Raw genomic sequence first — 22,918 nt, forward strand, 5'->3', positions numbered from 1 at the left:
ACACTTTATCAAATGGAACTCTGACTTTCAGTGCAGGTGAAACGACTAAAAACATTGTCCTTGCTATTACCAACGATACTCTCTCTGAGCTGGATGAAACTATCGAGATTACCTTATCCAATCCAAATAATGCAAGTCTGGGTGCTAATACAGCTTTTACTTATACGATCAATGACAATGATATACCACAGCTTGCCTTTGACTCTACTTCAGCTTCCGGCTCTGAAGCGAACACTTCTGTGAATATTCCCGTTTCCTTAACGGGCCCTCAGTCGGCAAGCGTGACTGTAAACTACTCTGTAACAGCAGGAAGCGCAAGCGGTTCAGGAACTGATTACACTTTATCAAATGGAACTCTGACTTTCAATGCAGGCGAGACTACTAAAAATATTACTCTCAATATTAACAATGACAGTTTGGATGAAGAGGATGAGACGATTATAATCACCCTTTCATCTCCTTCCAATGCAAGTCTCGGAACAAATACTTCTTATACCTATACAATCAACGATGACGACGATGCTCCCACAATTGCTTTTGATTCAACAAACGCTTCAGGGACAGAATCCTCCACATCTGTCAACATTCCGATTTCGCTCAGTGGAAATGCAAGTGCAAAAACTATTACTGTCGATTATAGTATCACAGGAACCGCCACAGGTTCAGGAACTGATTACACTTTATCAAATGGAACTCTGACTTTCAATCCGGGAATAAGTACACAGAATATTTCACTGACTTTAGTAGATGACACAATCACAGAGTTAAACGAAACTATCATCATCACATTGAGTAATCCGATAAATACAAGTATCGGAACAAATGCAGTCTACACTTATACGATCAATGATAATGATCCGGCTACTGTTGAATTTAGCCTATCCACTTCTTCCGGCCTGGAATCTCTCAGTCCAATTACCATAGAAGTAACCTTATCCTCCGCTTCCGGTCTCACAGGAAGCATAAATTACTCAGTAACAGGAGGAACAGCCAGTGGTAACGGCACTGATTTCACTTTAAATAGTGGAACACTTACTTTTAACCCAGGAGAAACCAGCAAGACTATAAGCCTCTCAATACAGGATGATGCTCTGGATGAAGTAGACGAAACTGTGCAAATTACTTTATCTAATCCAAATAATCTTTCATTAGGTTCCAATTCAAGTTACACTTATACCATTTTAGATAATGATAATCCGCCAACTGTAAGTTTTAATCTTGCTGCTTCGAACTCTATCGATGAATCAGCTACAACAAGATCTATAAACCTTCAATTATCCTCAGCTTCAGAAAAAGTGATTACTGTTGTCGTTACAGACTCCGGAGGTACTGCTACAGAAAATACGGATTATACCTCTATCGCTTCTCCTTTAACAATAAATTTCCCGGCAGGTAGCACAGTACAATCAGTGAATATTCCAATCATTGCAGACTTAGAATATGAAGGGAATGAAACTATCCTTTTATCTTTAAGTTCAGCTGTAAATGCAAATCTCGGAACTCAAACTACTCATACCTTTACTATCATTGATGATGAATACTATCTTGTTTCCGCAGAAACCATGGACTGTAACCATAATGGTCAAATCGACCACTACAAATTAAAGTTTTCTACTTCAGTTAATGATTCAAGCTTTCCCGGGTATATATCTAATTCATTAGGTAACAGCACGAGTGAGTGGCAAATTTCAGGATACACAAATGTGGCTCTACATCATGGTACTGACTTATCCACCAGCTGTCCCACAGAAACAGATGTTCTTAACGATTCTGTTCTATATCTTTCCTTTTCCGAAAGTGGCAGCTTTGATACAGGATCCAAACCTGACCTAACAAGCTCTATAAATACCGGACTTTCCAGCTTATCAAACGGAACCCTGAGCCCTGTCTACACAGCGTCCTTAGTTGAATCAGATAAGGCTTCTCCTGTAATTGTAGCTGCCGGTGGTAATACATTCTCGAATATATTACAGGTAACTTTTTCAGAAGCCGTTTGGGGAAACCCGAATACGCCTTCCTGTGGTGCAGGTGGAGAACTCACTATATTAGATGTAATTTATACCGATACAAATTCAACAGGTGCTAACTCTCTAAGCGATATAGGATCTGATTCCTGTGCAACAGATAAAACAGTTAGCTTTTTGGCTAATACAACTTTCTCAGTTGCTGATCATAACCTTGACACTCTTGCAGCCGGACTGGATCTTTTTGATGCTGCAAATAATTCAGGTTATAATATAGCAGTACCCTTAAATATTATATCCGGTCCCATACTTACCAATATACAGGAATTTGATACCAATCACAATGGAAAAATTGATCAAATTAAGCTTACATTTTCTATCAATATGAGTGATTACTCCTTTGCGGACTCCGATGCCAATCGCTTTACTTTAAATGGTATAGGAATGCTTAAAGTTGATACAGCAAGTGGAGGAACAGGAAGCATATCTTCACCCAATAATGATCCCGGAACAGCCAATGATAACATTGTAACTATATTCACTGATGATTCGAGCGTAATAGGAACTTCCGTAAAACCCATAGCCTTCACCCTTTCTGCTGGCAAGTGGATGGGAAACGGTATAGAACTACAAACGATTTCAAATCTCAGTTCCATAACGGAAGATAAGGCTCCTCCTGTAATTCTTTCTGCGGTAGCATCAGATAACACATCCTCTGACCCAAGTGTTGACTCTGATGATACTCTAATTATTACCTTTTCAGAATCTACGAATCAACCTGTAATTGATAATTCAACGATTGCCAATTTCTTATCCTTATCGAATTCTCATTCCTGGGGAAATATAAACTCAGCCAACTGGAATGCAAGTGGAGATACTTTGACTATAAATTTTACGGGTTCAGGTAGTTCTATCGCAGTAGGAGACTACATCACCATTGTAAATGGAATCAGCGATACAACTAGTTCAGCCAATACTTCTACCAATTTAATTTCTGTCTCACCTATAAGCGGCTCCTTCTATACACCCGATACAACGATTCCGACCCTGGTAAATGCGACATCAATAAATCCTACAACAGTTCGTGTAACTTTTTCAGAAGTAATGAATGCTTCAGAAGCGACAACTGTAGCTAATTATAAGATTGTCAGCTCACCTGCATCCGGAACCTGTAGTGCAGGGACGAATTTTTCTTCCTCGACTCAAACAACAGACTTTGATATAGTATCTATCAGCGGTTCCGGAACTACTTATGATATTACTCTATCTAATACTCAGACAGGTGGAAGAAGCTATATTGTAATTGTAAATAAAACTTCAGTTCATGACCTACAATCGACCGCTCTGAGTTGCCCTAACAACTCCGACTTTATAGGAAATGAAACCATCAAAGTTTCTTCAGCCACCTGCAATTCCACCAGTTCAATTGTTCTTTCTTTTTCAAAATCGGTGATGTCAGGCATAGATGCAACAAATTCTGCCGAATGTTCTTCGATTTCAGAATGCTCCAAACGTTACAAATTATTTGGTGCCAGTTCTTTAGGAGAAATTACTTCTGCAACTATTTTAAACGGAACCGTCTGTGGTGGACTCGCGGCTGATTCAACAAAAGTCTGTTTGATTCATGAACTAAACCAGACAGGTGGAATATACTCAGTAGTAGTGGCGAATAATATAGATGGTGATGGTTTTGATAATTCCTCCTGGGGATCTATTCGTGACTTAGCGAGTACAGAAGACATACAGATAAGTCCTAAAGATAGAACTACCTTTACCGGCTGCGGCACAATACCCATGAACTTTGGAGATGGCCCAATTATCTCTGACCCCTTTGGAGATGGAACTGACTTTGGATATTTAAGTTCTTATGCAAATAAAGTTTATATAGGTCCGAATAAGAATGGTAATGGAGCCAGTAGGTTTAATGCTGATGGAAGTAACCCTCAGTCTTTAACTTTCGAACTGGATAAAGATACCAATGGTTCATCCACCTCCTCCAATACAGCCAGTATCCGTGATGGAGGTACTGCTGTACCACCTTACGTTTCTATTGGTCATACCGGCTGCACAAGTAACAATGCGAATCTGGCGACCGGTTGTGGCCCTGATAACAATGACGGTAGAGGACTTTTTGTTTCAGGAATAATTTCAGGACAGGAGTATTTATTTATCACCGGCGGAAAATCAGATGGAAATAATGACTACATGTATCAAACTTCCGATGAAGATACTGGTTTAAACTTTACTTATATAGATGCCTCCAGATCCTTTGATAGTGATGGAATCGGGGGAAATAAAGGAACCGAATCCATATTCGTATTTCAGAATAAAGTTTACTGGATGTCTCCCGGCGATAGACTATATAGACCTTATTTTGTAAAATTAAATGATCTTACCGCGGAATCTATACATGGCACTAATAATTTGATGATGAAGATTAAGTTCATGACAGGTTTCGGAAGACAGTCTTCATCCGCACCTAATATGGCCGATAAAGTTGGAGGAACTATTTCCAGTTTTAATGACAGATTATATATGGCTAATTCAGGTTCTATCTCTAACAGCAGTAAACGCTGTGGCTTAAATACTTCTTATGATCCGGGTCGTTGTGAGCAAACAGGAGGAATTATTCGGACCAATACTTCAAACCCGGGAGCCTGTATCAATGCTGATAACTGTCCTGATTGGACAGATATAACTCCCAGTTCACTAAAATTTAAACAGTATTTTTCTATAGTCCTTACTAAGTTAGCCGATCTAATCCCTGCCGATCGTCCAATACCTTCTTTTGCTGAATTCAATGGTAAATACTATTTTATTCGCAATGCCTGTCAGACCAGTAGATGGAACTGGTCCTGTACCAATTCTAGTTGTAACGATGATCAGGCCTGCCCTGCCGGACAGGAGATTCCACAACTCTGGAAATGTGATCCTACAATCAGTGGTTCATCCAATGATTGTGATCCGGATGATTGGAGTCTAATCGCTGAAAATGCCGGCACAGGCAAAACAAACTTTGGAGATACAAATAATAAATATATTAGTTTATTACAAACTAATGGAGACTATCTCTATGTAGGTTTTGATAACCATAGTACAGGAGCAGAAGTTTGGAGAACCAATATTGCCGATCCGAGTTCAGAAAATGATTTTACTCAGATAGGTGGCGATGGATTTGGTGTTTCCACTAACCAGGAAATTTTTTCTTCTATCTCTTTAAAAAGTGGCAGTACCTATTTCATTTACGTAAGTATTGGCTTCGATGGAAATCCGGTAAAAGTACACAGACAGCAAAATACCGGACCCGTAGCAGTTATAAAAAAGTTAAGCAGCAGTTCTTTGTTAGCATACCTGAATCTAAGTCCGGGTACGTTTAAAACTTTAATTTCGTTCCTGAGCTTTTGTATAATCTTGTTGGGAGTTTTATTGTATTTACGAAGAAGAAGGAAAATGCTTTCAACTGATGATGAAAGCATTTAAATGAAGAGAGATAAGTTTTTTAATATATTAATCTACATTAAAAATATCTTTAATTGCTTTTTTAAAAGAGGCTTTTGGAAGGGCTCCAACTGCCATTTGGGGTTTTTCTCCAACAGGAACAAATAGTATAGAAGGTATACTCTGTATACCAAACATACCGGCTAGTTCTTGTTGATCTTCTGTATTTATTTTATAAATGATTACTTTATCGGCGTATTCACCAGCTAACTCTTCTAAAATAGGAGCAACCATTTTACAGGGACCACACCAATCTGCATAAAAATCAATTATACAGGGTTTATCACCTTTATAATCCCAGTCCTTAGATTGTTCATAATCAAAAACTTTTTCTTTAAATGTATCTAAATTTAAATGCTCAAGAGCCATTGTATCAATTCCTCACTATTTTGATTTTTAAACAGTATTTTACTTTCCTTCTAAAATGTCTATAGAAAAACATTTTTTGTACTTAAAATAAAAAACAATGAAATTGTAGATTCTTAAAAATAATCTTGATTTTTATTTATAAGACTAATTATTACAAAATAATATGTGTTCAGGAAACATTTTGATATTTAGTATTAGCTTATATACTTTTCTCTTTTTACTTTTTTCCCATATCCCATTGTTTTCTAAAGCAAGATATCCTTCAGAAACCTATCTGGATGATATAGGAAGAACCTTTTTCATTTTTTCAAATAAGGAAAAAAGAAAGAACATATTTAAGAAGAAGTTATTTTTGAAAAATGGTAAAAGATATGATAAAGCTGAGTTTTCTGGTATTCATACAATCATCTTAACCAAAGCCGATAATCAGTACCTGGTAGAATTATTTAGCAAAGCCTGGCATGTAATTTCAAGAAGCGGATTTGGAACTATGGAGAATGGAAATTTTTATGTTTTGCAACCCTTCAATAGTATGATCCAAAAAAGAGTTTATGATTCATTCGGAAACCTGGTAGAAGAATCCTATTTAGATAATTATTTAAAGCCTGCTCCCATAAAAATAGGAAAAATTCAGTATGCTTATAATAAAGCTGGAAATCTTCTTTCCATTTCTCACTATAGCCCGGAAGGAACTGCGATTCCTGATGAATACGGGGTTCACCTTTATGCGTATAAATATGATGAATATGGTAACCAAATCAGAGAAAGTAAATATGATTCTAAGGGACATTTAAAACCCGACTCACAAAAAAAAACTATTATAGAGAATCGCTATGATAAATTTGGCAATATGATCCTCGAAGCTTATTATGATAAGGATCGAAAACTTATTTCGGGTACCGGTAGCATCGCAATTTATAGATTCTATTATGACAGGAAAGGCAACCTTACAAAAGGTAAATATTATAATAAACATAAGAAATTAACAAACAACTATGAAGGAATCGCTTACTATACTTACAAATATAATTCTCAGGGTCTTGTATCATCTGTTGAATACAGGAACAAAAAGGGTCAGGAAGTAAAAAACTCTGAGAAGGTATTTCGCTACGAGTATACCTATGATTCCTTAGGAAATATATTGCAGGAGAGACGTTACCACACAGAAGGTGTTTTACTTCGTTCGCCTTATGCCATTATAAACTATACACATCATGGCAAATTAATCAGTTCAAAAGAATTTTTAGATGACATAGGCAATCCTGTGGAAGCTGGCATCGCCTATGCAAATATTGTTCTGGATAAAGAGGATAACTTTCTAATACAAGACTCAATTTCTCCAACTTCACATATTCTCTGTTACGGATATGCGAAAAAAGAAATTTTTTATGATGAGAAAAACCGTGTGAGTCTTGTACGATTTTTAAATAAAGAAGGAAGCCTTGTAGAAAACGGTATTGCAGTTCTTAAATATGATTATGATCTCTCTAACCATCTAATTCTTGCAGAATATTTTGATTTTCGCGGACAACATAAATCATTACCCGGGAGCCATTCAGTACGCTACATCTACGATAAAAATGGTAATCTAAATAGTAGCACATATTTTCCTCCTATACAGAAACAAGCTTATAGACTTTATAGAATTGAACATATCTACAATCAAAATAAAAAGGAGGTAGAGACAAGATTCTATTCTTCTCCGGAACAACTACTTCAGAATCGCATCAGCATTATACAAAGAAAATATAATGAACGTAACCAAATTGTTCAACTCCGTTACCTGGATAGTAAGTATAAAGAAAAAACAGATAAATACGGTCTTATTGGTTTAAATTACTCGTATGATCCTAACAATAAGCTTAGTTCTGAAATCCTTCTGGGTCCGGGTGAGTCAAGTATCTATAAAAAGTTATATTCTTATGATGAAAATAATAGACTTAAAAGCAAAGTCATTTTGAAAAATGAATCTATTATTGATAGAAAAGAATATATATATATAAATTTCAAGAATAACAGAATGTTAAAAATTACATTAAATACTCTGGGAGAAGTTCACTCATCCATTATGATACCCGAACCGGAAGAGTAAGCGGTAAGGGTTTCAACTCAAAAAATAGATAAAACTCACAATTCCAAATAGGAATCCAGTCCTGATAAAAATAAGGAAAACTGTAATTCTATAGTTTCTTTCATAAGAAATGCAGTATGTCCTTTTACAAGATTATCTCGGTTCAATAACCAACCTATGGCATCCCCTTTACCCAGACTGATAAAGTAACCTAACTCTTGATGTTTATATTCATCAAGATTTCTTTTACTTGAATGATTCACTATATTTTTTGCAATCAAGCGACCTTTTCTTACTGCTGCCTGCGCACTTAAGGCATTCAAACCCCTCCCTTCATATTCTGAACAATCACCGGCAGAATAAATGTAGGATATAGGTAATTTTTCAGGAGAATATAACATTCCTTCTTTTGTACAATATGTTTTACCTGGATTGGCTTTTACACCCGGGAAATAAAATAGCATATCAGGGTTTAACGAAGCTACTTTATCATCACTCATATTTCTTACCTGAATTTCTGTTCCATTATATGATAAAAAGCGATGTGCCGGATAGTAAGAAATTCTATAATTTCGTAGTTTTCTTTCTATATAAGAATGAAATTCTGGAGGTAAATAAGGTAATAAGGATTGACCCATATCATATAGATACATCTCATAATTATCATATACTCTTCTAAGGTATCGATAAACATCAAAGAGTAATTGTAAACTTGTAGCTCCCCCTCCAATAAAAGCAAGCTTTAATACCGGATTTTTTTTTCTTGAAATATGAAATCTTAACTCGGAACTAAGTTCGGTCTGTAATAATCTTTCCAGATCGTAAAATGAATTAGATTCCATATTATTTGTGGAAGCCTTTGCCCCCGTACAAATAACAAGATAATCAAATTCTTGTTCTCCCTTATCCGTCTCTAATACTTTAAAATCAATGGCTTTCAAAATACTTTCCTGTTTTAAGTCTGAGCAGGCTTGAGTATACTGAAACCCATATTGTTGAGCTATATAATGAAAAGGCTTCCTTATACTGTTCAAACCCTCAAAAGAATACAGTGTTGTTTGAAGTCTAATTTTATCTATAAAATATTCAGATTGATCAATTAAAAGTACTTCAAATTGTTTATATCGGGAAAGAACAATAGCAGCTGAAATTCCTGCATATCCTCCTCCTAATATTATTATTTTCTTTTTCACCTATATAATCCTTTTATTTTTATAATCTTGAATTTCCTCATTACTTAAACCGATACTCATATATACTTTTTCGTTATGCTCTCCATGTTCCGGAGGAATTGTATGATAAGAACAGGGAGTTTCAGAAAAACGAAATGGAGAAGAAAGTTGCTTCAATTCACCATATTTAGGATGCTTCATTTTGAAAAACATATCTCTTTCAATAAGGTGTTTATCTTTTAAGACCTCCTGTAAATTTTTTATTGGACTTAAACAACAATCGGAATGCATAAAAATAGGTTCAAGTTCTTCCAGGGTTTTTCCGGCAAAATAGGAAAGTAATCTATCTTTCATTTTTTCAAAATTCTCCTCAATCAATTCCCATTTTTTAAATTCCTCTTCCATACCGGCCTGTCGCAAAAATACACGAAAGAATCTTTCCTCAAGTGCAGCCAGCACTACATAACGACCGGATTTTACAGGATAAATCGAGTAATTTGGTAATTTACCATTTAGTAATTCAGCTCCTCTCTCTGGAACTTTCCCTGTTGATAAATATATCCCTAAATACAATGATTGATATTGTAAGCTTGCCTCCATCATAGACACATCAATCTTCTGTCCTCTTCCTGTTTTCTCTCTATAGTATAGAGCTGCAAGTATCGAAGAAAGCGCAATCAGACTACCTCCTCCAATATCTGCAAGTTGAAAACCCAATAAAGAAGGAGCTCCGTCTTTTTCGCCTGTTAAATCCAATAGCCCGGATAAAGCCAAATAATTTGCATCATGCCCTGCAAAATCTCTATAAGGCCCGGAATCTCCATAACCGGAAATAGCACAATAAATTAGACGCGGAAATTTCTTTTGTAGCTCTTCATAAGGAAGACCCATACCCGCAAGTGCTCCCGGTCGGAAACCTTCTAATAATACATCAGCATCCTCTAATATTTTGCATAAGAGATCTATTCCTTCTTTCTTTTTTAAATTCAAGCTAATAGCCTTCTTATTTCGATTTAGCATTAAATATAAATAAGGTGTCCCTTCTTTACCGGTAAACATCACTCTTGTTCCATCAAAAGCTCGTGGATTTTCGATCTTTATCACCTCTGCTCCCATATCTCCCAAATACATACTGCATAAGGGACCCGGTAATAACAAACTTAAATCAACTACTTTTATACCCTTTAGAGGTGCATCTTTCATTGTATATATCCTTGTTTTTTTAGTATATCCATCGAATCTTTTTCTAAAATAGCTTTTTCAGTACGGATCACAAAATCACCGGATTTCTTCCAGAATTGAACTCGAAACTTCCTTGGAATTTCAGGTACTGAATTATAAATTAAAAATATAGGATAGCATTTATAATTTTCCAAAGAACAGTTCCCCGGATAAATATCCCTCTGACCTACTCCGTATTCACCCTGCCGAATCTCTTTTCCGTCCACTTTTATTGAAATAAGTGGTTCAGAACCTTCCGGATAAACAGAAAAATGAAACTCTTCATTTTTTCCTTTCTGCAAAACTACCTGTTTTTTTAGTACATTTGAATAATTTTCAGGTTGTAGAGTATTTGGATCATCTTTCATAAGCGGATGAATAATTCCTGCTTTTACTTTTATACTTATTTCAATCTCTTTTACATCTTTTTCCGGATTATGAAATCTAAAACTATAAACCGAATTCTTTCTTTTAAATGATTCTAATTTATTTAACAGCTCTTCTTCCTTTTTTTTATCATGTATAGGGGTATTCTCATCTGGATCTTTATTTAAATCGAATAAATAATACGGTTCTGCTTCGACCTTTCCGTCCCAGGAAAAACCTGTTCTATGAAATTCAAATGTTTTCTTCTGAAGTTTAAATCCTCCGAAGCGTATCCCTTTCACACCCCGACTTTCTCCATAGTATAACCTTTCTTCTTTTTCTTCTTTTCTTACCAGGGACAACATAGATTTCCCATCCATAGAATGGATACTTTTTTCTTCCAATAAATCCAAAATTGTTGGCATAATATCAATAGATCTACTTACTGCCTGAATTTTTTCTCCCTTCTTCTGCTCCGGGATTTTTAATATAAAAGGAGTATGTATATCTTCCTCATATAGTCCCTGTCCGTGCCCGAAGAGTGTATATACTCCATTAAAGCGAGAAACTTTATGCGAAGGATTCATTACTTCGCCATGGTCTGAACTTAAAAGTATAATAGAAGAATCATAGATTTTCTCACGCTTTAGAAAATTAAAAAGTTCTTTAATTTCATCATCTACATAGGCAACCTCTCCCAGATACAAATGTTTTTTCGGATGCATTCCGTTTTCCATAGGAACACGAGATAAAAATTCAAGAGGAGGCTCTAAAGGACGATGTGGAGTATTATAATTAATAAATAAAAATTCGGGACTTATATCATAAGGTTTTTTTTTCTTTTCTTTTTTTCTCTTTTCTAAGTACAGGCGAACATATTTTGATATTTCTTTTGTATCATCTGCTGTTGTAAGAGAAAACTCTAATACTTTTTCAAAACCTGTATCTATACCGAGATATCGATGATCAGTTAAAAAAGGATTGGTTCCTATCATCACAGAATTATAACCCAGACTGCCAAGAAAAGCAGGTAAAGGAAAAATCTCAGACTGATAAAAAGCTTCCTTCTCGGAAGGAAATACAGGATAATCCCAAAAATTAATATAGCTTTTTGAAGCATACTTACCTGTAAAGAAAATCAATGTAGATGGTCTTGTCCAGGAAGCATTCACTAAATTTTTCATAAATACATAGGAAGTTTTAGCAAAACTATCTATTCCCGGACTAATCCCATATTGACTTCCATAGCTTCCCAATACATCAGCACGTAAAGAATCAACAACAATAAATATAATGTCGGGAAGATTTTTTTTTGATTCATTAGGAATAAGTAATAAATGGGATATAAAAACATCTTTTTCTCTTGCTTCTATCTCAAGATAATTATTTTTATTTTTAGATACAAGAGCTTTATCTAATATAATAGGTTTTGAATTTAATAAAAGCTTAATCGATGAATCTGAATAATGAGTTTTAAAAAGATCATAATATTCTCCCTGCAAAAACTCCAGACTCAAATAATGATTCAAAGCAGAAGCGATATGGAAAGATATTTTTTCTCCCTTCTTCAAATGCAACACCTTCACAGAATTATCTACACCCGCAGATCTTGATGAAAGGTTTATAAACATAGCTTTACAAGTATATGTCTTACTTATATAAGTATTGCAGGTTTTTTTCCCGCTTTTATCTGAAAGAAAGGGTCTTTCCGGAACATAGTTTAAATCCACGAAAGGATGGTAATATAAAAGATTAAAGAAAGAGTTATGGGAAAATAAATTTATAGGAAATATGAAGAGATAGATAAAAAGGGTGAAATTACGCAGTTTCTTTTCTAACATGAAGGAAAAATCCATCGATAAAATAATAACATTTCAATCATAAGTTTACTAACACTCTTTTATTTTAGTAAAACTGAAAAATGCTTGCAAAATTATCTTATAATGACTCTTATGCAGGTCAATTACAAAAAGATAGGAGTTCGCCCTCATGTTCTTCTTTTTTTCAAAAGTACTTTCAGTGTTTTTATTCCCCCTTTCCCTCTGTATTTTTCTCGGAATTTTTATTGCATTCCAAATGACAGGATGGAAAAATAAACTTCTCTCCCTGATTCCTCCATTGTTGCTCTGGTTTGCCTCTTCTTTTACTGTTTCCCAGGCCTTAACTGCATCTTTAGAGAGGCCTTTTCCTCCGAAAAAAGTTTCAGAAGTAGAAAAAGCCGATGCAATAGTCATTCTTGGTGGGATGATTAACAACCTTGTAAAACATCAGGATATTATTGAATTAGGGGAAGGTGCAGATAGACTTGTTTATGCTGTAGAACTTTATCGTGAAGGTAAAGCAAAAGAGATAATACTCACCGGGGGCTCAGGGGTTTTATTCTTTCAAAAAAATCCGGAAGCAGAACTGGCTAAAAAAATGCTTATATCTTTAGGAGTAGCTAAAGAACATATCATTATTGAAAATCTTTCAAGAAATACAAGAGAGAATGCTCTTCATACCAGCAATCTATTGCGAAAACAAAAGAAAAACAAAATCATTCTAGTCACATCTGCTTTCCATATGAAACGTTCTCTGGCTCTTTTTCAAAAATATGGCCTGGATATTATTCCCTTCCCCTGCGACTATCGGGAACTCACAAATGAATTTTTCTGGGATGCTTTTGTACCTACAACCCGTACCCTTGAAACCACATCCATTATGTTAAAAGAGCATGTGGGATATTTTGTATATCGGGCAATGGGTTACTTTTAAAATCTACAAAATAGCGGCAATAACAGATGCCGCTATTTTATATTTTAGAAAAAAGAACATTAGTTTATGATAATACCATCGTCATCACTATAATTGTCTTTTTCCTTCTTATTTTTTGACTCCTCTTTCTTAGGTTCCTCTTTCTTAGGTTCCTCTTTCTTAGGCTCATCCTTTTTATCTTCGATTGCCGGTGGAAGTTCTTCTTTTTTCGTTTCTTTCTCTTCCACTTTTTTGGAACCGGTTTCATCTCCTGTATTACCAGATTCTTCCTTTTTAACTTCATCTTTTTGAGGAGAAAGCTCACCGGAAGGAAGGTCTATAATCATAATTCTTCTAAAACCGGTATCATTAATATATTGCTTTAATACATCAGAAATGACGATTTCAAAAGTATCATCCGGTTTAGCAGAAAAAGTACCAAAAGCCGGATAAGGAGTCTTATTCACAAACGAGTTAAAAACTTTAAAATTGATATTTTGTTTTGTATCATTTACAAGTCTTATACTAAGATCAATATTAGCAAGTTGAGTTTTCTGCATATATTTCTTCTTAATATCCATATATAAGGATTCAAACATAACCTTATCCATAGTCAGGTATACATCAGCTTTATCGGAGGAAGAATCAATATCAATTCCTACCATCGATTTATCCTTATCTTTTAATACGGTACCCTGTTTTTTTATACTGATTAAGGCTTCTGTTACAAGAAAAACTCCGGTACCTTCAGTAGCACATTTAGATTCCCTTACTTCCTTATAATACCTGGTTAAGATAGCCGCCAAATTCTCTTTTTCACTCTCACACTTTTTGGTTGAGGCCATTTGAAATTTAATCTGAACTCCGGAATCATAAACCATTACATCTTTATTGCTTTTTGCCAGTGTAATCATCTTCTGAAGGCTGAGATCAATATTAATAGCATACTTACAAGCAATTAAAATAGAAAGAACAAAAACACTACTTAAAACGAAAACCTTTTGATTCATAAATTTTTTCAAGAACATCTGACCTTATCCTTTTTAAACAAATTGGTTTCTATACTAATTATCGAAGTTATGATGGCAAACATAATTTTTATACCTTATTTTACGCCATCAAGATGATTTCTCTATAGTTTGAATAGCAGTCATAACCTCCAATCGGATAGACCTGGAAGGATGGTTTTCAAACTGCTTTAACAAATTTAAAGATTCACGCTTTTTAGATTTACCCAGAAAACGAATTAACTCTTCCGGATTATTATTTAGCTTTAACTGTTTCTCAATATATTTTAAACCTTCTCTGGAATTTAGCTTAAAGAGTGCTTTAGAAAGTATATACACCTCGTATTCACATTCCATGCATTCTCCTAAATTTTTTAATCTACTTTCCTGGTAATTAAGTTGTTCCTTAATAATTCCAATTCCTCTTTCGGATGAATTGAATGTAAGAGCTTCAATTACCTGCTTATTATTTCTTTCACGAATCCGTTTGGAAAGATAATCTACAGAGCTTTTTGTATTTAAAATAGCCAGTGCTATCAGAGCCTTTCCCTCTGTCTGGGAGGCAGGAGATTCGGAAAGAACCTTATAGAAAAATGATTCGTTCTTTACATCTTTAAACTCTCCAAGAGCTTCAATTGCAAGGGAACGTAAGGAATCATCTCTTTCTTTTTCTATGAAGCCTTTTAAATATACCTGTATTTTAGGAAATGGAAAAATAGCTAATAAACTCAGTGCTTTTTTCTTCAAATCTATACTTTTTCTTTTTTCAATATAAAAGATTATCTTCTTACTAAGAGCTTCCGTTTTATTTTTTAAAATAAAGGGAATATAATAACTTAATTCTGAGGAGTACATAACTTCAGATAAGCCTTTCCATACAGATTTACTCCGACTGTTAGCTATCATTCTGTGTAAGGATTTTCTAAGTTTTCTATCTTTTTCTGTTTTTAAAAAGGACAGATACTCTTTTGAATATTCAAAGGCAGAAAGTTTTCTAAGTGCAATGAGAATTTTTCTTTTGCTGGAAGGAGAACTGCTTGCTTTATAGGCAGATAAAAGAAAAGGTATGAGACTTTTGTCTGAACTACGACTGGCAAGTAAAGATACTGATCCTAATACCAAATCATCTTTAGATTTTAAGGCTTCTTTAATATATCCGATTGAAGCAGGAAGTGGTTTGATAGTAATAAATTCCAGGTTAAGGGCTGCCGTTCTTTTTAAATCTGCTTCATTTTCCTTTAAAACAAGTTGCAGTAATTCATCTATAAAAATATCTCTTACATATTTTAAACCTGTACTCAGCAGATCTTTTTTCTGCCGGGTAGAATAATGCTTCAATAAACCTGTTCTTACTTTATGTATGGGTTCCTGTATTCCTAATTCAGAAAATGTATTCAAAGCCATTGATATAAGGACTGAGGAACTAGAATGTTCTAATTCATCTTCAAATACCTTCTGTACACGATTCTTATACTTTTGAGAATCTATCCGCAAAAGAGATAAAATAGCCTCTCCCCGTAATTCCGCCTGTTTTTCAGATTCAAACTTTTTCTCCAAAAACTCTATTCCCCCGGTACCGGAAAAATATGCCAGTAATCGTAAGATAGCCATTTTATCTCTCATAGAGGAGAAAACCGAATAGTATTTCATTAACCTTTTTTCAATAGCCGGATCATAGACAGGCTTTACTTTCTTAAATTCTTTTTCAAAAAATGGAGCATCATAAGAGGGTCTGCGAAATTGAGAGTTTATAAGAATCTTTTTAAATAGTTCAACATAAGTAATTTGGTATTCACTTTTTATGTAAAACCCGGATATATCTTTTTTTAAATAAAATATATCCTTTCCGGTAAGAGCAACGACTTCACTCTTTTTATCTCCATTTGTATCCAGGAAAAAATAAGAAATCCCACAGTCTTCTCCATAAACTCTATCATTTAACTGCCCATTCGCCCATTCAAATATCATCAGGTTTCTATTGGAGACACCTTCTGTATCACCTATTACAAGAATTTCATCTTTTCCATCCCTGTCCAGATCCTGAATTTGCAAATAACCCGGAGAAAAAGACTCAGAATGGGTTTGCCTTCGAATCAGAAGTTCAGGCTGTTTGGTTAATAGGGTAAAAACGGCAATTTCTATGTTTCGAACACCCGTTCCCTCTTTCGATTCTATATAGTAAATCGCTTCTTTGGGTGCTTTACCGGTTAATTCTGCCTGATAACAGGCTTTCAAAGATTGTTTTTCCGAAAGAGAAAATGTTGTTTGAATTTTCTTCTGAATTGCTTCGGAGCATTTCACTCCCCTGGCACTTACCTTTTGCGTAAACAATAAAAAAAGAATGAATCCGATTACTGAAAATGTTAAGCCTCTGAACCTGACCTTATCCATAGAACAACAGTACAAAAAAAGCCCTGCTTTTTCAGTAATTTTTTTTTGAAGATGAGTTTTATTCAGAATATTATCTCAGGAAATTAAAATTGCTCTGAAATATTGAATGAGTATAGAGGATATAAAAATCTTTCAGGTATGGACCAGTTCTAGAAGTTCAGCTCCTTTTCCTTTTCTGAGAATTACCATTTCATCTCCAGTAAAATCCAATACCGTAGAGAATTCCGTATCAACAATCCCTCCATCAAAAACGGCTCTTACCTTTGATCCGTATATATCATCCAGTATTCCGACGTCTGTATACCCTTCGTCTCCTGTCACTACCGAGGTAGAAGTTAAAGGACGTCCATGAATTTTCAAAAGCTCCTGGATATAGATGTTATCCGGTATCCTCACTCCCAGGCTTTTACACTTGCGATTTGAAAGAGTAACGCGAGGAATGTTTTTATTGGCTCTGAAAATAAAAGTAAAGGGGCCCGGAGTCAAACGTTTCATAAACCGAAAGGCATCATTTGGCAAGTACTCAATAAAACCCGAAGCCATAGAAATATCCGAACAAAGAATGGACAAATGCTGAGTTTTATCGATTTTCTTAATATTAAAAATTTTTTCCACACCGGTATGAGAAAGAGAATCTGCTATTAAAGCATAGGCTGTATCGGTTGGGAAAATGTACACAGCTCCATCTTTCAGGTCTTCCGATATCTGTTTTAACTTGCGAATTTCCGGGTTAACCGGATGAAGATATTCTAACATATTTATTTCCTATCCAGAGTTTTCTTCGGATTACAAAATGAATGCCTCGAATCGTATTGCTTCATTAGTTTTCCGTAATCCAACACTCCTTCCTCTGTCAGAAATTCCTTATTTATATAATGCGTACTATCTTCATAATAATTCGAAATAGTATCACAGTCTCTGACTGACTGGTTAAACTTTTTATTTTTACGACAGGATAGTGCTGTTAGAAGCAGCACTATCATAATAGGCAAAAAATGCTTAAAACGGGAGATTTTCATTTGGATGGTTTAGGAGCTTTATCCCCTGCCGGAGGAGTCTTTGAATCGGCAGGATTAGCAGGATTTGTGTTTTCTTCAGCTTTTTTATCTGCAGAAGCAGAGTCTTTTGGCTGCTCCGAAGCCCCCAGATCACCATAACGAGCCTCAATACCGCGCTTAGCTGCTTCTCTTTCTTTTTTACGGATTTCTTCTCTTTCTTCATGTATGAGGTTACGGGCTTCATCATAAAGTTTTAGCTTATCAGCCGGTATATAGTCTTCTTCTATCAACAGGTTTTTTTGGACTCTTTCAGCGATTTTAAGGTTTTTATTTTTATCCTTATTAATGGCATATAATATGCGTATGAGTTGGTAATTTGCTCTTTTGTATTTCTCGTTTGCTTCTATAAAGTCTTCTTTTGAGACTTCAGAAGCAGCGGTCATAGAAAGATCGGTAGCTACGGAAAGATTTTTTTCCAGACTGGAAGTGAAAGCATCTCCCATATCCCTTTCGATTTTTAATTCAACTACCTGGGATGAAACTTCTTTATACAGGCTATCCTGAACTTCTTTATTCTTCTCAATTACTTTTTTAGCAGCTTCGTTTAGTTCCCCGTAATTCCCCTCAAAAGCCCTTCTGGATTCCAGATATTTTTTCTCCTGAAATAAAAGAGTAGCTTCAATATAGGATTTCATCAGGTTTTTATAATCCTCTTCCATTCCAAAATTCAGTAAGGAACTTTTGAGTTTTTTCAGAATAAGCAGGTTATTCTGCTTAAAATTGACCGATACAGAACGGGGATCTACCTGTACGGTTCCTGACTCGTATTTTAAAGGCTTTTTCTCCTTATTTTCCGGTTCTTTCGCTGCTCCGTCGGAATTTGAGGCCGGATTAGGTGCAATTACCCTGTTGTTTGCTTCGGGTTTTGTATTCTGAGCCAAAATAAAAGCCGGAAAAAGGAGTAAAAGTAGTAAAATCTTAAATTTCATAATGAATATCCCCGCATTTTGAGAAATTTATTGGATAAAATTCCATGTTTTTCTTTTGCTTATTATCGTCAACTTTTCTCTCTTTCTAAGTCACCGGTCAAAAAAAAATTGAATCGACAGGGTTTAGTGCAACTGCAAACCGTAAGAACTAAAAATCCCCCTTACTCTCTGAATCAGCTCATTTGTAGGAAGAGGAGTATCGGAAAGCCGGTATTTATAACCCAGTTCTTTCCATTTATATTCGCCTAATTTATGAAAAGGTAATACTTCAACCTTTTCTATATTCCTCATATCTGAAATGAACTCAGCAACACCCCTGACATTCTCTTCTGAATCGGTAAGTCCCGGAACCAGGACAAATCGCACCCAGGCAGGCTTGTTAATTTCCTGTAAATACTTTGCAAATCTCAAAGTTGGTTCAATAGGCCTGTAAGCCACTTTAAAAAAGACCTCCGGCAGAAACGATTTGATATCCAATAATACGAGATCTACAAAGGGTAATAATTCCTCTGCTACATGTAGGTTACAAAACCCGGAGGTATCTACTGCTGTATGAATATTCTGCTCTTTCAAACGTTTTAAAATTTCAAGGGTAAATTCATGCTGAAAAAGAGGTTCTCCCCCGGTAATCGTAACCCCTCCTCCCGAAAACTTCATATAAGCTTTATATTTTAAAGCTTCTTCCACTATTTGCTCTACAGTATATTCCTGTCCGTGCTTCAAATGCCAGGAATCAGGGTTATGGCAATAGAGACAGCGAAGGGCACAGCCCTGGACAAAGATTACAAAGCGTAAGCCCGGTCCATCGACTGTACCTCCGGATTCTAAGGAATGTATCAAACCTTTCATATACTATCAATAAAAGTTCGGTTGATAACATCCATCTGTTGTTCCCGGGTCAACTTAATAAAATTCACTGCATAACCGGAAACCCGGATCGTGAGCTGCGGATATTTTTCCGGATGCTCCATAGCTTCTTTCAAAGTTTCTATATCCAACACATTCACATTGATATGATGTCCCTCATTATAAAAGAAACCATCCAGCAGGGCTTTTAAATTATTACTCTTATCATCTTCTGTTCTACCCAGGGCCTTTGGAACAATCGAAAATGTATAAGAAATTCCATCTCTGGCGTGTTCATAAGGCAATTTGGCTACTGAACCCAAAACAGCAAGAGCTCCATTTGTATCTCTTCCGTGCATGGGGTTAGCACCCGGAGCAAAGGGTTCTCCTTTTTTCCTTCCATCCGGGGTATTCCCGGTTTTTTTCCCGTATACCACATTGGATGTAATCGTCAGAACCGATTGGGTCGGAACTGATGAGCGATAGGTTGCATTTCTTCTGAGCTTGTCCATAAACTTTTTCACAAGCATACTGGCTATACTATCTACTTTATCGTCATTATTACCAAATTTTGGAAAATCACCTTCGATAGCAAAGTCAACTGCTATGCCCGCATCATTGCGAATAACTTTCACCTTTGCATATTTAATAGCCGAAAGACTATCAGCTACTACCGAAAGACCGGCAATCCCGCAGGCCATAGTTCTTTCGACATCTTTATCGTGTAAGGCCATTTGTATACGTTCATAACAATATTTGTCGTGCATATAGTGTATCACGTTCAAGGTATTTATATAAAGATGTGACAACCAATCCAGGAACAAATCAAAACGTTCCATAACCTCCTCATACTCCAGATATTCCGAGGTTATAGGCGCAAAGGCAGGGCCGATTTGCTCCCCGGTAATTTCATCCCTTCCTCCATTAATCGCATACAATAAGGATTTTGCCAGGTTCGCTCTGGCTCCAAAGAATTGCATTTGCTTCCCGATAGCCATAGCGGAAACGCAACAGGCAATCCCGTAATCATCTCCATATTCCGGGCGCATAAGATCATCATTTTCATACTGAATAGAACTGGTACGAATAGAAACTTTTGTACAGAACTCTTTAAATTTATCCGGAAGTCTCACTGACCATAAGACAGTAATATTTGGTTCCGGTGCCGGTCCAAGATTTGTTAATGTATGTAAAAAGCGGAAACTAGTTTTGGTGATAAGTGAACGTCCGTCCTGACCGATTCCTCCTATTGCTTCTGTCACCCAGGTCGGGTCACCGGAAAAAAGCTCATTATATTCCGGAGGTCGTAAAAACCGAATCATCCTTAACTTCATCACAAAATGATCGAGTAACTCCTGAGCTCCTTTTTCATTCAGAATTCCTTTCTTAAAATCCCTCTCAATATAAATATCGAGAAAGGTAGAAACTCTTCCTAAAGACATGGCAGCTCCATCCTGCTCCTTGGTAGAAGCCAGATAAGCAAAATAGGTCCACTGTATGGCTTCCTGAGCATTACCTGCCGGACGACTGATGTCAAAGCCGTACATTTTCGCCATATTCTTTAAGGCCTCTAAAGCCCTAACCTGCTCGGCCAGTTCTTCTCTCATTCGAATTACGGGAGAAGTCAAATCTAAAAGCCTTGCAAGAGCCATTTGTTCTTTCTTTTTTGATTTTATTAAATGATCCGTTCCGTATAAAGCTACCCTGCGATAATCACCTATAATTCGACCGCGGCCGTAGGCATCCGGCAAACCTGTAATAATCCCGGAACCCCTCGCTGCTTTCATTTCCGGTGTATAGACATCAAAAACTCCATCGTTATGAGTTTTACGATAATTGAATATACTTTCCGTATCTTTATCTAAGGAGTAACCATAGGATTCAAGGGCTTTTTTTACCATCCGAAAGCCACCGAAAGGCATGATTCCTCTCTTTAAAGGCTTATCTGTTTGAAAACCTACAATCCTTTCTCTTTCTTTATCAATATAACCTGCGCCATGAGAATCGATTTCGGAAATTACTTTTGTTTCTGCGTCTAAAATCCCCTTATCTCTTTCGATTTTCATTAGATCCAGAACTTCTTTCCAGAGTATTTTTGTATTCTCTGTAGGTTCTTCTAAAAAGGAATCATCTCCTTCATAGGGTGTATAATTTTTTTGTATGAAATCCCTAACATTAATTTCTGTTACCCATTTTCCCTGCTCAAAACCCAGCCACTCCGGGTACTGCACTTTTTCCATTAAAACACTCCCCTTTTTTTTATAAAAAACTATAATATCCGAATATTTAGAAAAATAACATTCGTATAAAAGGAGTCAACCCTTAAACAGTTTTTTTTTAAAGAAACCGAATATCAACTCCGGGAGGAAATAAAGAGCTCATGGATTTCTGAGAAATTGCTTAAAAAAGTCATCTGTTAAAACACTATACACAATACATTTTTCTGTTTCATCATGGAAAATTTTTTTGTACTGCAAGAGAGATATAATTTCCTTTACATTACTAATCCCTCTTACTTCACGGACAATAGCTGCAATTCTATTTCCATCGAGTTCATTAGAAGCTGACAAACACAATGCATCGTATTTTGCTATTTTTTTACAAATGCAAGAGACTTTATCTATGACTTTAAAATCTTCTTTATATTTATCATAAATAATTTGGTATTTTTTAGATGTCAATTTTTTTTTCTGGAATAGACGAAGGATGTAATTATATATTCCCGGATTTTTAATAAAGTATTTCTTTATATTAGCTTCTTCAAGTGTATTGAAAATTTCCAGGAAAAAATCAGCTGCATCGTTTTTTCTCTCGGAACAATAAAGAAATTTTTCTAGGAGCTCTATACTTAAATTTGCAATAAAAAACATAGCTAAAGTTGGATCTGAGTTAATCACCTCTGTATTTAAAAGGATATTCAAACATTTTGCGGGATTAAATATATCCAAATTTTGTATAAAATACTCTTCCGGCTCACAATCTGCAAGTATCCATCTCCCGTATCCAAAATAGATAAACTGAAAAAGAACATCTGCGGGAAAAATTCCTGAATTAATAAACTCCTGAACTTCTTTGTCATCTCTAAAAATCCAGAGATAGTAAAGGATTCGGTTAATAAACTCATCTTTATTTTTATTCAAATTAAGAATCTTAATAAATTCTTCACAGGTAAGATAGTTAAGAATATTTCTGATGGTATTAATCTGAACATCTTCAAAGAAATATTTGGCTTCTGATTTTTGTGTTGTATTCATGATCTTAACCACTCCTTTTTCCCCAATATAATATGACTA

General features: G+C 35.5%; 15 protein-coding genes. 3 read left to right on the forward strand and 12 right to left on the reverse strand.

Annotated features, from left to right (window positions below; genetic code table 11):
• Window positions 1-5,444: hypothetical protein (locus tag H7A25_22530; GenBank protein MCP5502692.1), on the forward strand; the 5,444-nt coding region annotated here is incomplete at its 5' end.
• 27 nt (window positions 5,445-5,471) lie between these two features.
• On the opposite strand, the gene trxA is transcribed toward H7A25_22530, so the two are convergent.
• A complete protein-coding gene (gene trxA, locus H7A25_22535; protein ID MCP5502693.1) occupies window positions 5,472-5,831 on the reverse strand; it encodes a thioredoxin in 360 nt (119 codons plus the stop codon).
• A 181-nt stretch (window positions 5,832-6,012) separates the two neighbouring features.
• On the opposite strand from trxA, the gene H7A25_22540 reads away from it, so the two are divergent.
• Window positions 6,013-7,923 carry a hypothetical protein gene (locus H7A25_22540; protein MCP5502694.1) on the forward strand — a complete coding sequence of 637 codons (1,911 nt, stop codon included), beginning with the start codon at window positions 6,013-6,015 and terminating at the stop codon, window positions 7,921-7,923.
• A 35-nt stretch (window positions 7,924-7,958) separates the two neighbouring features.
• Here H7A25_22540 and H7A25_22545 read toward each other — a convergent pair whose 3' ends face one another.
• Genes H7A25_22545 through H7A25_22555 form a run of 3 tightly spaced genes read right to left on the reverse strand, consistent with a single transcriptional unit; the run spans window position 7,959 to window position 12,502 of the window.
• Complete coding sequence (locus H7A25_22545; GenBank protein MCP5502695.1) at window positions 7,959-9,095, reverse strand: FAD-dependent oxidoreductase; 1,137 nt, start codon at window positions 9,093-9,095, stop codon at window positions 7,959-7,961.
• Window positions 9,096-10,277, reverse strand: coding sequence for a CoA transferase (locus H7A25_22550; GenBank protein ID MCP5502696.1), 1,182 nt, complete (start codon window positions 10,275-10,277; stop codon window positions 9,096-9,098). It abuts the gene before it with no gap.
• Entirely contained in the window at window positions 10,274-12,502 is a 2,229-nt protein-coding gene (locus H7A25_22555; GenBank protein ID MCP5502697.1) for a sulfatase, read from the reverse strand. The genes H7A25_22550 and H7A25_22555 overlap by 4 nt, the downstream gene beginning before the upstream one ends.
• 235 nt (window positions 12,503-12,737) lie before the next feature.
• Here H7A25_22555 and H7A25_22560 point away from each other — a divergent pair, with 235 nt between their 5' ends.
• Window positions 12,738-13,415, forward strand: a complete 678-nt coding sequence (locus H7A25_22560) for a YdcF family protein (GenBank protein ID MCP5502698.1) — start codon at window positions 12,738-12,740, stop codon at window positions 13,413-13,415.
• Between the two features lie 59 nt (window positions 13,416-13,474).
• On the opposite strand, the gene H7A25_22565 is transcribed toward H7A25_22560, so the two are convergent.
• The 8 genes from H7A25_22565 to H7A25_22600 all read right to left on the reverse strand — a co-directional run bounded on the left by H7A25_22565 (window position 13,475) and on the right by H7A25_22600 (window position 22,879).
• The gene (locus tag H7A25_22565) at window positions 13,475-14,404 is read right to left on the reverse strand and encodes a hypothetical protein (protein ID MCP5502699.1); all 930 of its coding nucleotides are present in this window, start codon (window positions 14,402-14,404) and stop codon (window positions 13,475-13,477) included.
• A 108-nt stretch (window positions 14,405-14,512) separates the two neighbouring features.
• Window positions 14,513-16,792: a HEAT repeat domain-containing protein gene (locus H7A25_22570; protein MCP5502700.1), complete on the reverse strand. Its 2,280-nt coding sequence runs from the start codon at window positions 16,790-16,792 to the stop codon at window positions 14,513-14,515.
• Between the two features lie 132 nt (window positions 16,793-16,924).
• Window positions 16,925-17,548 carry a threonylcarbamoyl-AMP synthase gene (locus H7A25_22575; protein MCP5502701.1) on the reverse strand — a complete coding sequence of 208 codons (624 nt, stop codon included), beginning with the start codon at window positions 17,546-17,548 and terminating at the stop codon, window positions 16,925-16,927.
• Window positions 17,549-17,550: 2 nt separating this feature from the next.
• On the reverse strand, window positions 17,551-17,784 hold the full coding sequence (locus H7A25_22580; protein ID MCP5502702.1) for a hypothetical protein: 234 nt from the start codon (window positions 17,782-17,784) through the stop codon (window positions 17,551-17,553).
• A gap of 23 nt (window positions 17,785-17,807) precedes the next feature.
• The gene (locus H7A25_22585; protein MCP5502703.1) at window positions 17,808-18,779 is read right to left on the reverse strand and encodes a hypothetical protein; all 972 of its coding nucleotides are present in this window, start codon (window positions 18,777-18,779) and stop codon (window positions 17,808-17,810) included.
• A 123-nt stretch (window positions 18,780-18,902) separates the two neighbouring features.
• Window positions 18,903-19,628: a pyruvate formate lyase-activating protein gene (pflA, locus tag H7A25_22590; GenBank protein ID MCP5502704.1), complete on the reverse strand. Its 726-nt coding sequence runs from the start codon at window positions 19,626-19,628 to the stop codon at window positions 18,903-18,905.
• A complete protein-coding gene (pflB, locus tag H7A25_22595; GenBank protein MCP5502705.1) occupies window positions 19,625-21,865 on the reverse strand; it encodes a formate C-acetyltransferase in 2,241 nt (746 codons plus the stop codon). Before pflB ends, pflA begins: the two co-directional genes overlap by 4 nt.
• Window positions 21,866-22,003: 138 nt before the next feature.
• Window positions 22,004-22,879 carry a hypothetical protein gene (locus tag H7A25_22600; protein ID MCP5502706.1) on the reverse strand — a complete coding sequence of 292 codons (876 nt, stop codon included), beginning with the start codon at window positions 22,877-22,879 and terminating at the stop codon, window positions 22,004-22,006.
• Between the last annotated feature and the right edge of the window lie 39 nt (window positions 22,880-22,918).

Source organism: Leptospiraceae bacterium, assembly GCA_024233835.1.
Taxonomy (GTDB): domain Bacteria; phylum Spirochaetota; class Leptospiria; order Leptospirales; family Leptospiraceae; genus JACKPC01.

Bases quoted from the DNA above. Each gene is read 5' to 3' on its own strand.
- trxA (MCP5502693.1), bottom strand. From the start codon at position 5,831: ATGGCTCTTGAGCATTTAAATTTAGATACATTTAAAGAAAAAGTTTTT.
- H7A25_22550 (MCP5502696.1), bottom strand. From the start codon at position 10,277: ATGAAAGATGCACCTCTAAAGGGTATAAAAGTAGTTGATTTAAGTTTG.
- H7A25_22555 (MCP5502697.1), bottom strand. From the start codon at position 12,502: ATGTTAGAAAAGAAACTGCGTAATTTCACCCTTTTTATCTATCTCTTC.
- H7A25_22560 (MCP5502698.1), top strand. From the start codon at position 12,738: ATGACAGGATGGAAAAATAAACTTCTCTCCCTGATTCCTCCATTGTTG.
- H7A25_22565 (MCP5502699.1), bottom strand. From the start codon at position 14,404: ATGAATCAAAAGGTTTTCGTTTTAAGTAGTGTTTTTGTTCTTTCTATT.
- H7A25_22570 (MCP5502700.1), bottom strand. From the start codon at position 16,792: ATGGATAAGGTCAGGTTCAGAGGCTTAACATTTTCAGTAATCGGATTC.
- H7A25_22575 (MCP5502701.1), bottom strand. From the start codon at position 17,548: ATGTTAGAATATCTTCATCCGGTTAACCCGGAAATTCGCAAGTTAAAA.
- H7A25_22585 (MCP5502703.1), bottom strand. From the start codon at position 18,779: ATGAAATTTAAGATTTTACTACTTTTACTCCTTTTTCCGGCTTTTATT.
- pflA (MCP5502704.1), bottom strand. From the start codon at position 19,628: ATGAAAGGTTTGATACATTCCTTAGAATCCGGAGGTACAGTCGATGGA.
- pflB (MCP5502705.1), bottom strand. From the start codon at position 21,865: ATGGAAAAAGTGCAGTACCCGGAGTGGCTGGGTTTTGAGCAGGGAAAA.
- H7A25_22600 (MCP5502706.1), bottom strand. From the start codon at position 22,879: ATGAATACAACACAAAAATCAGAAGCCAAATATTTCTTTGAAGATGTT.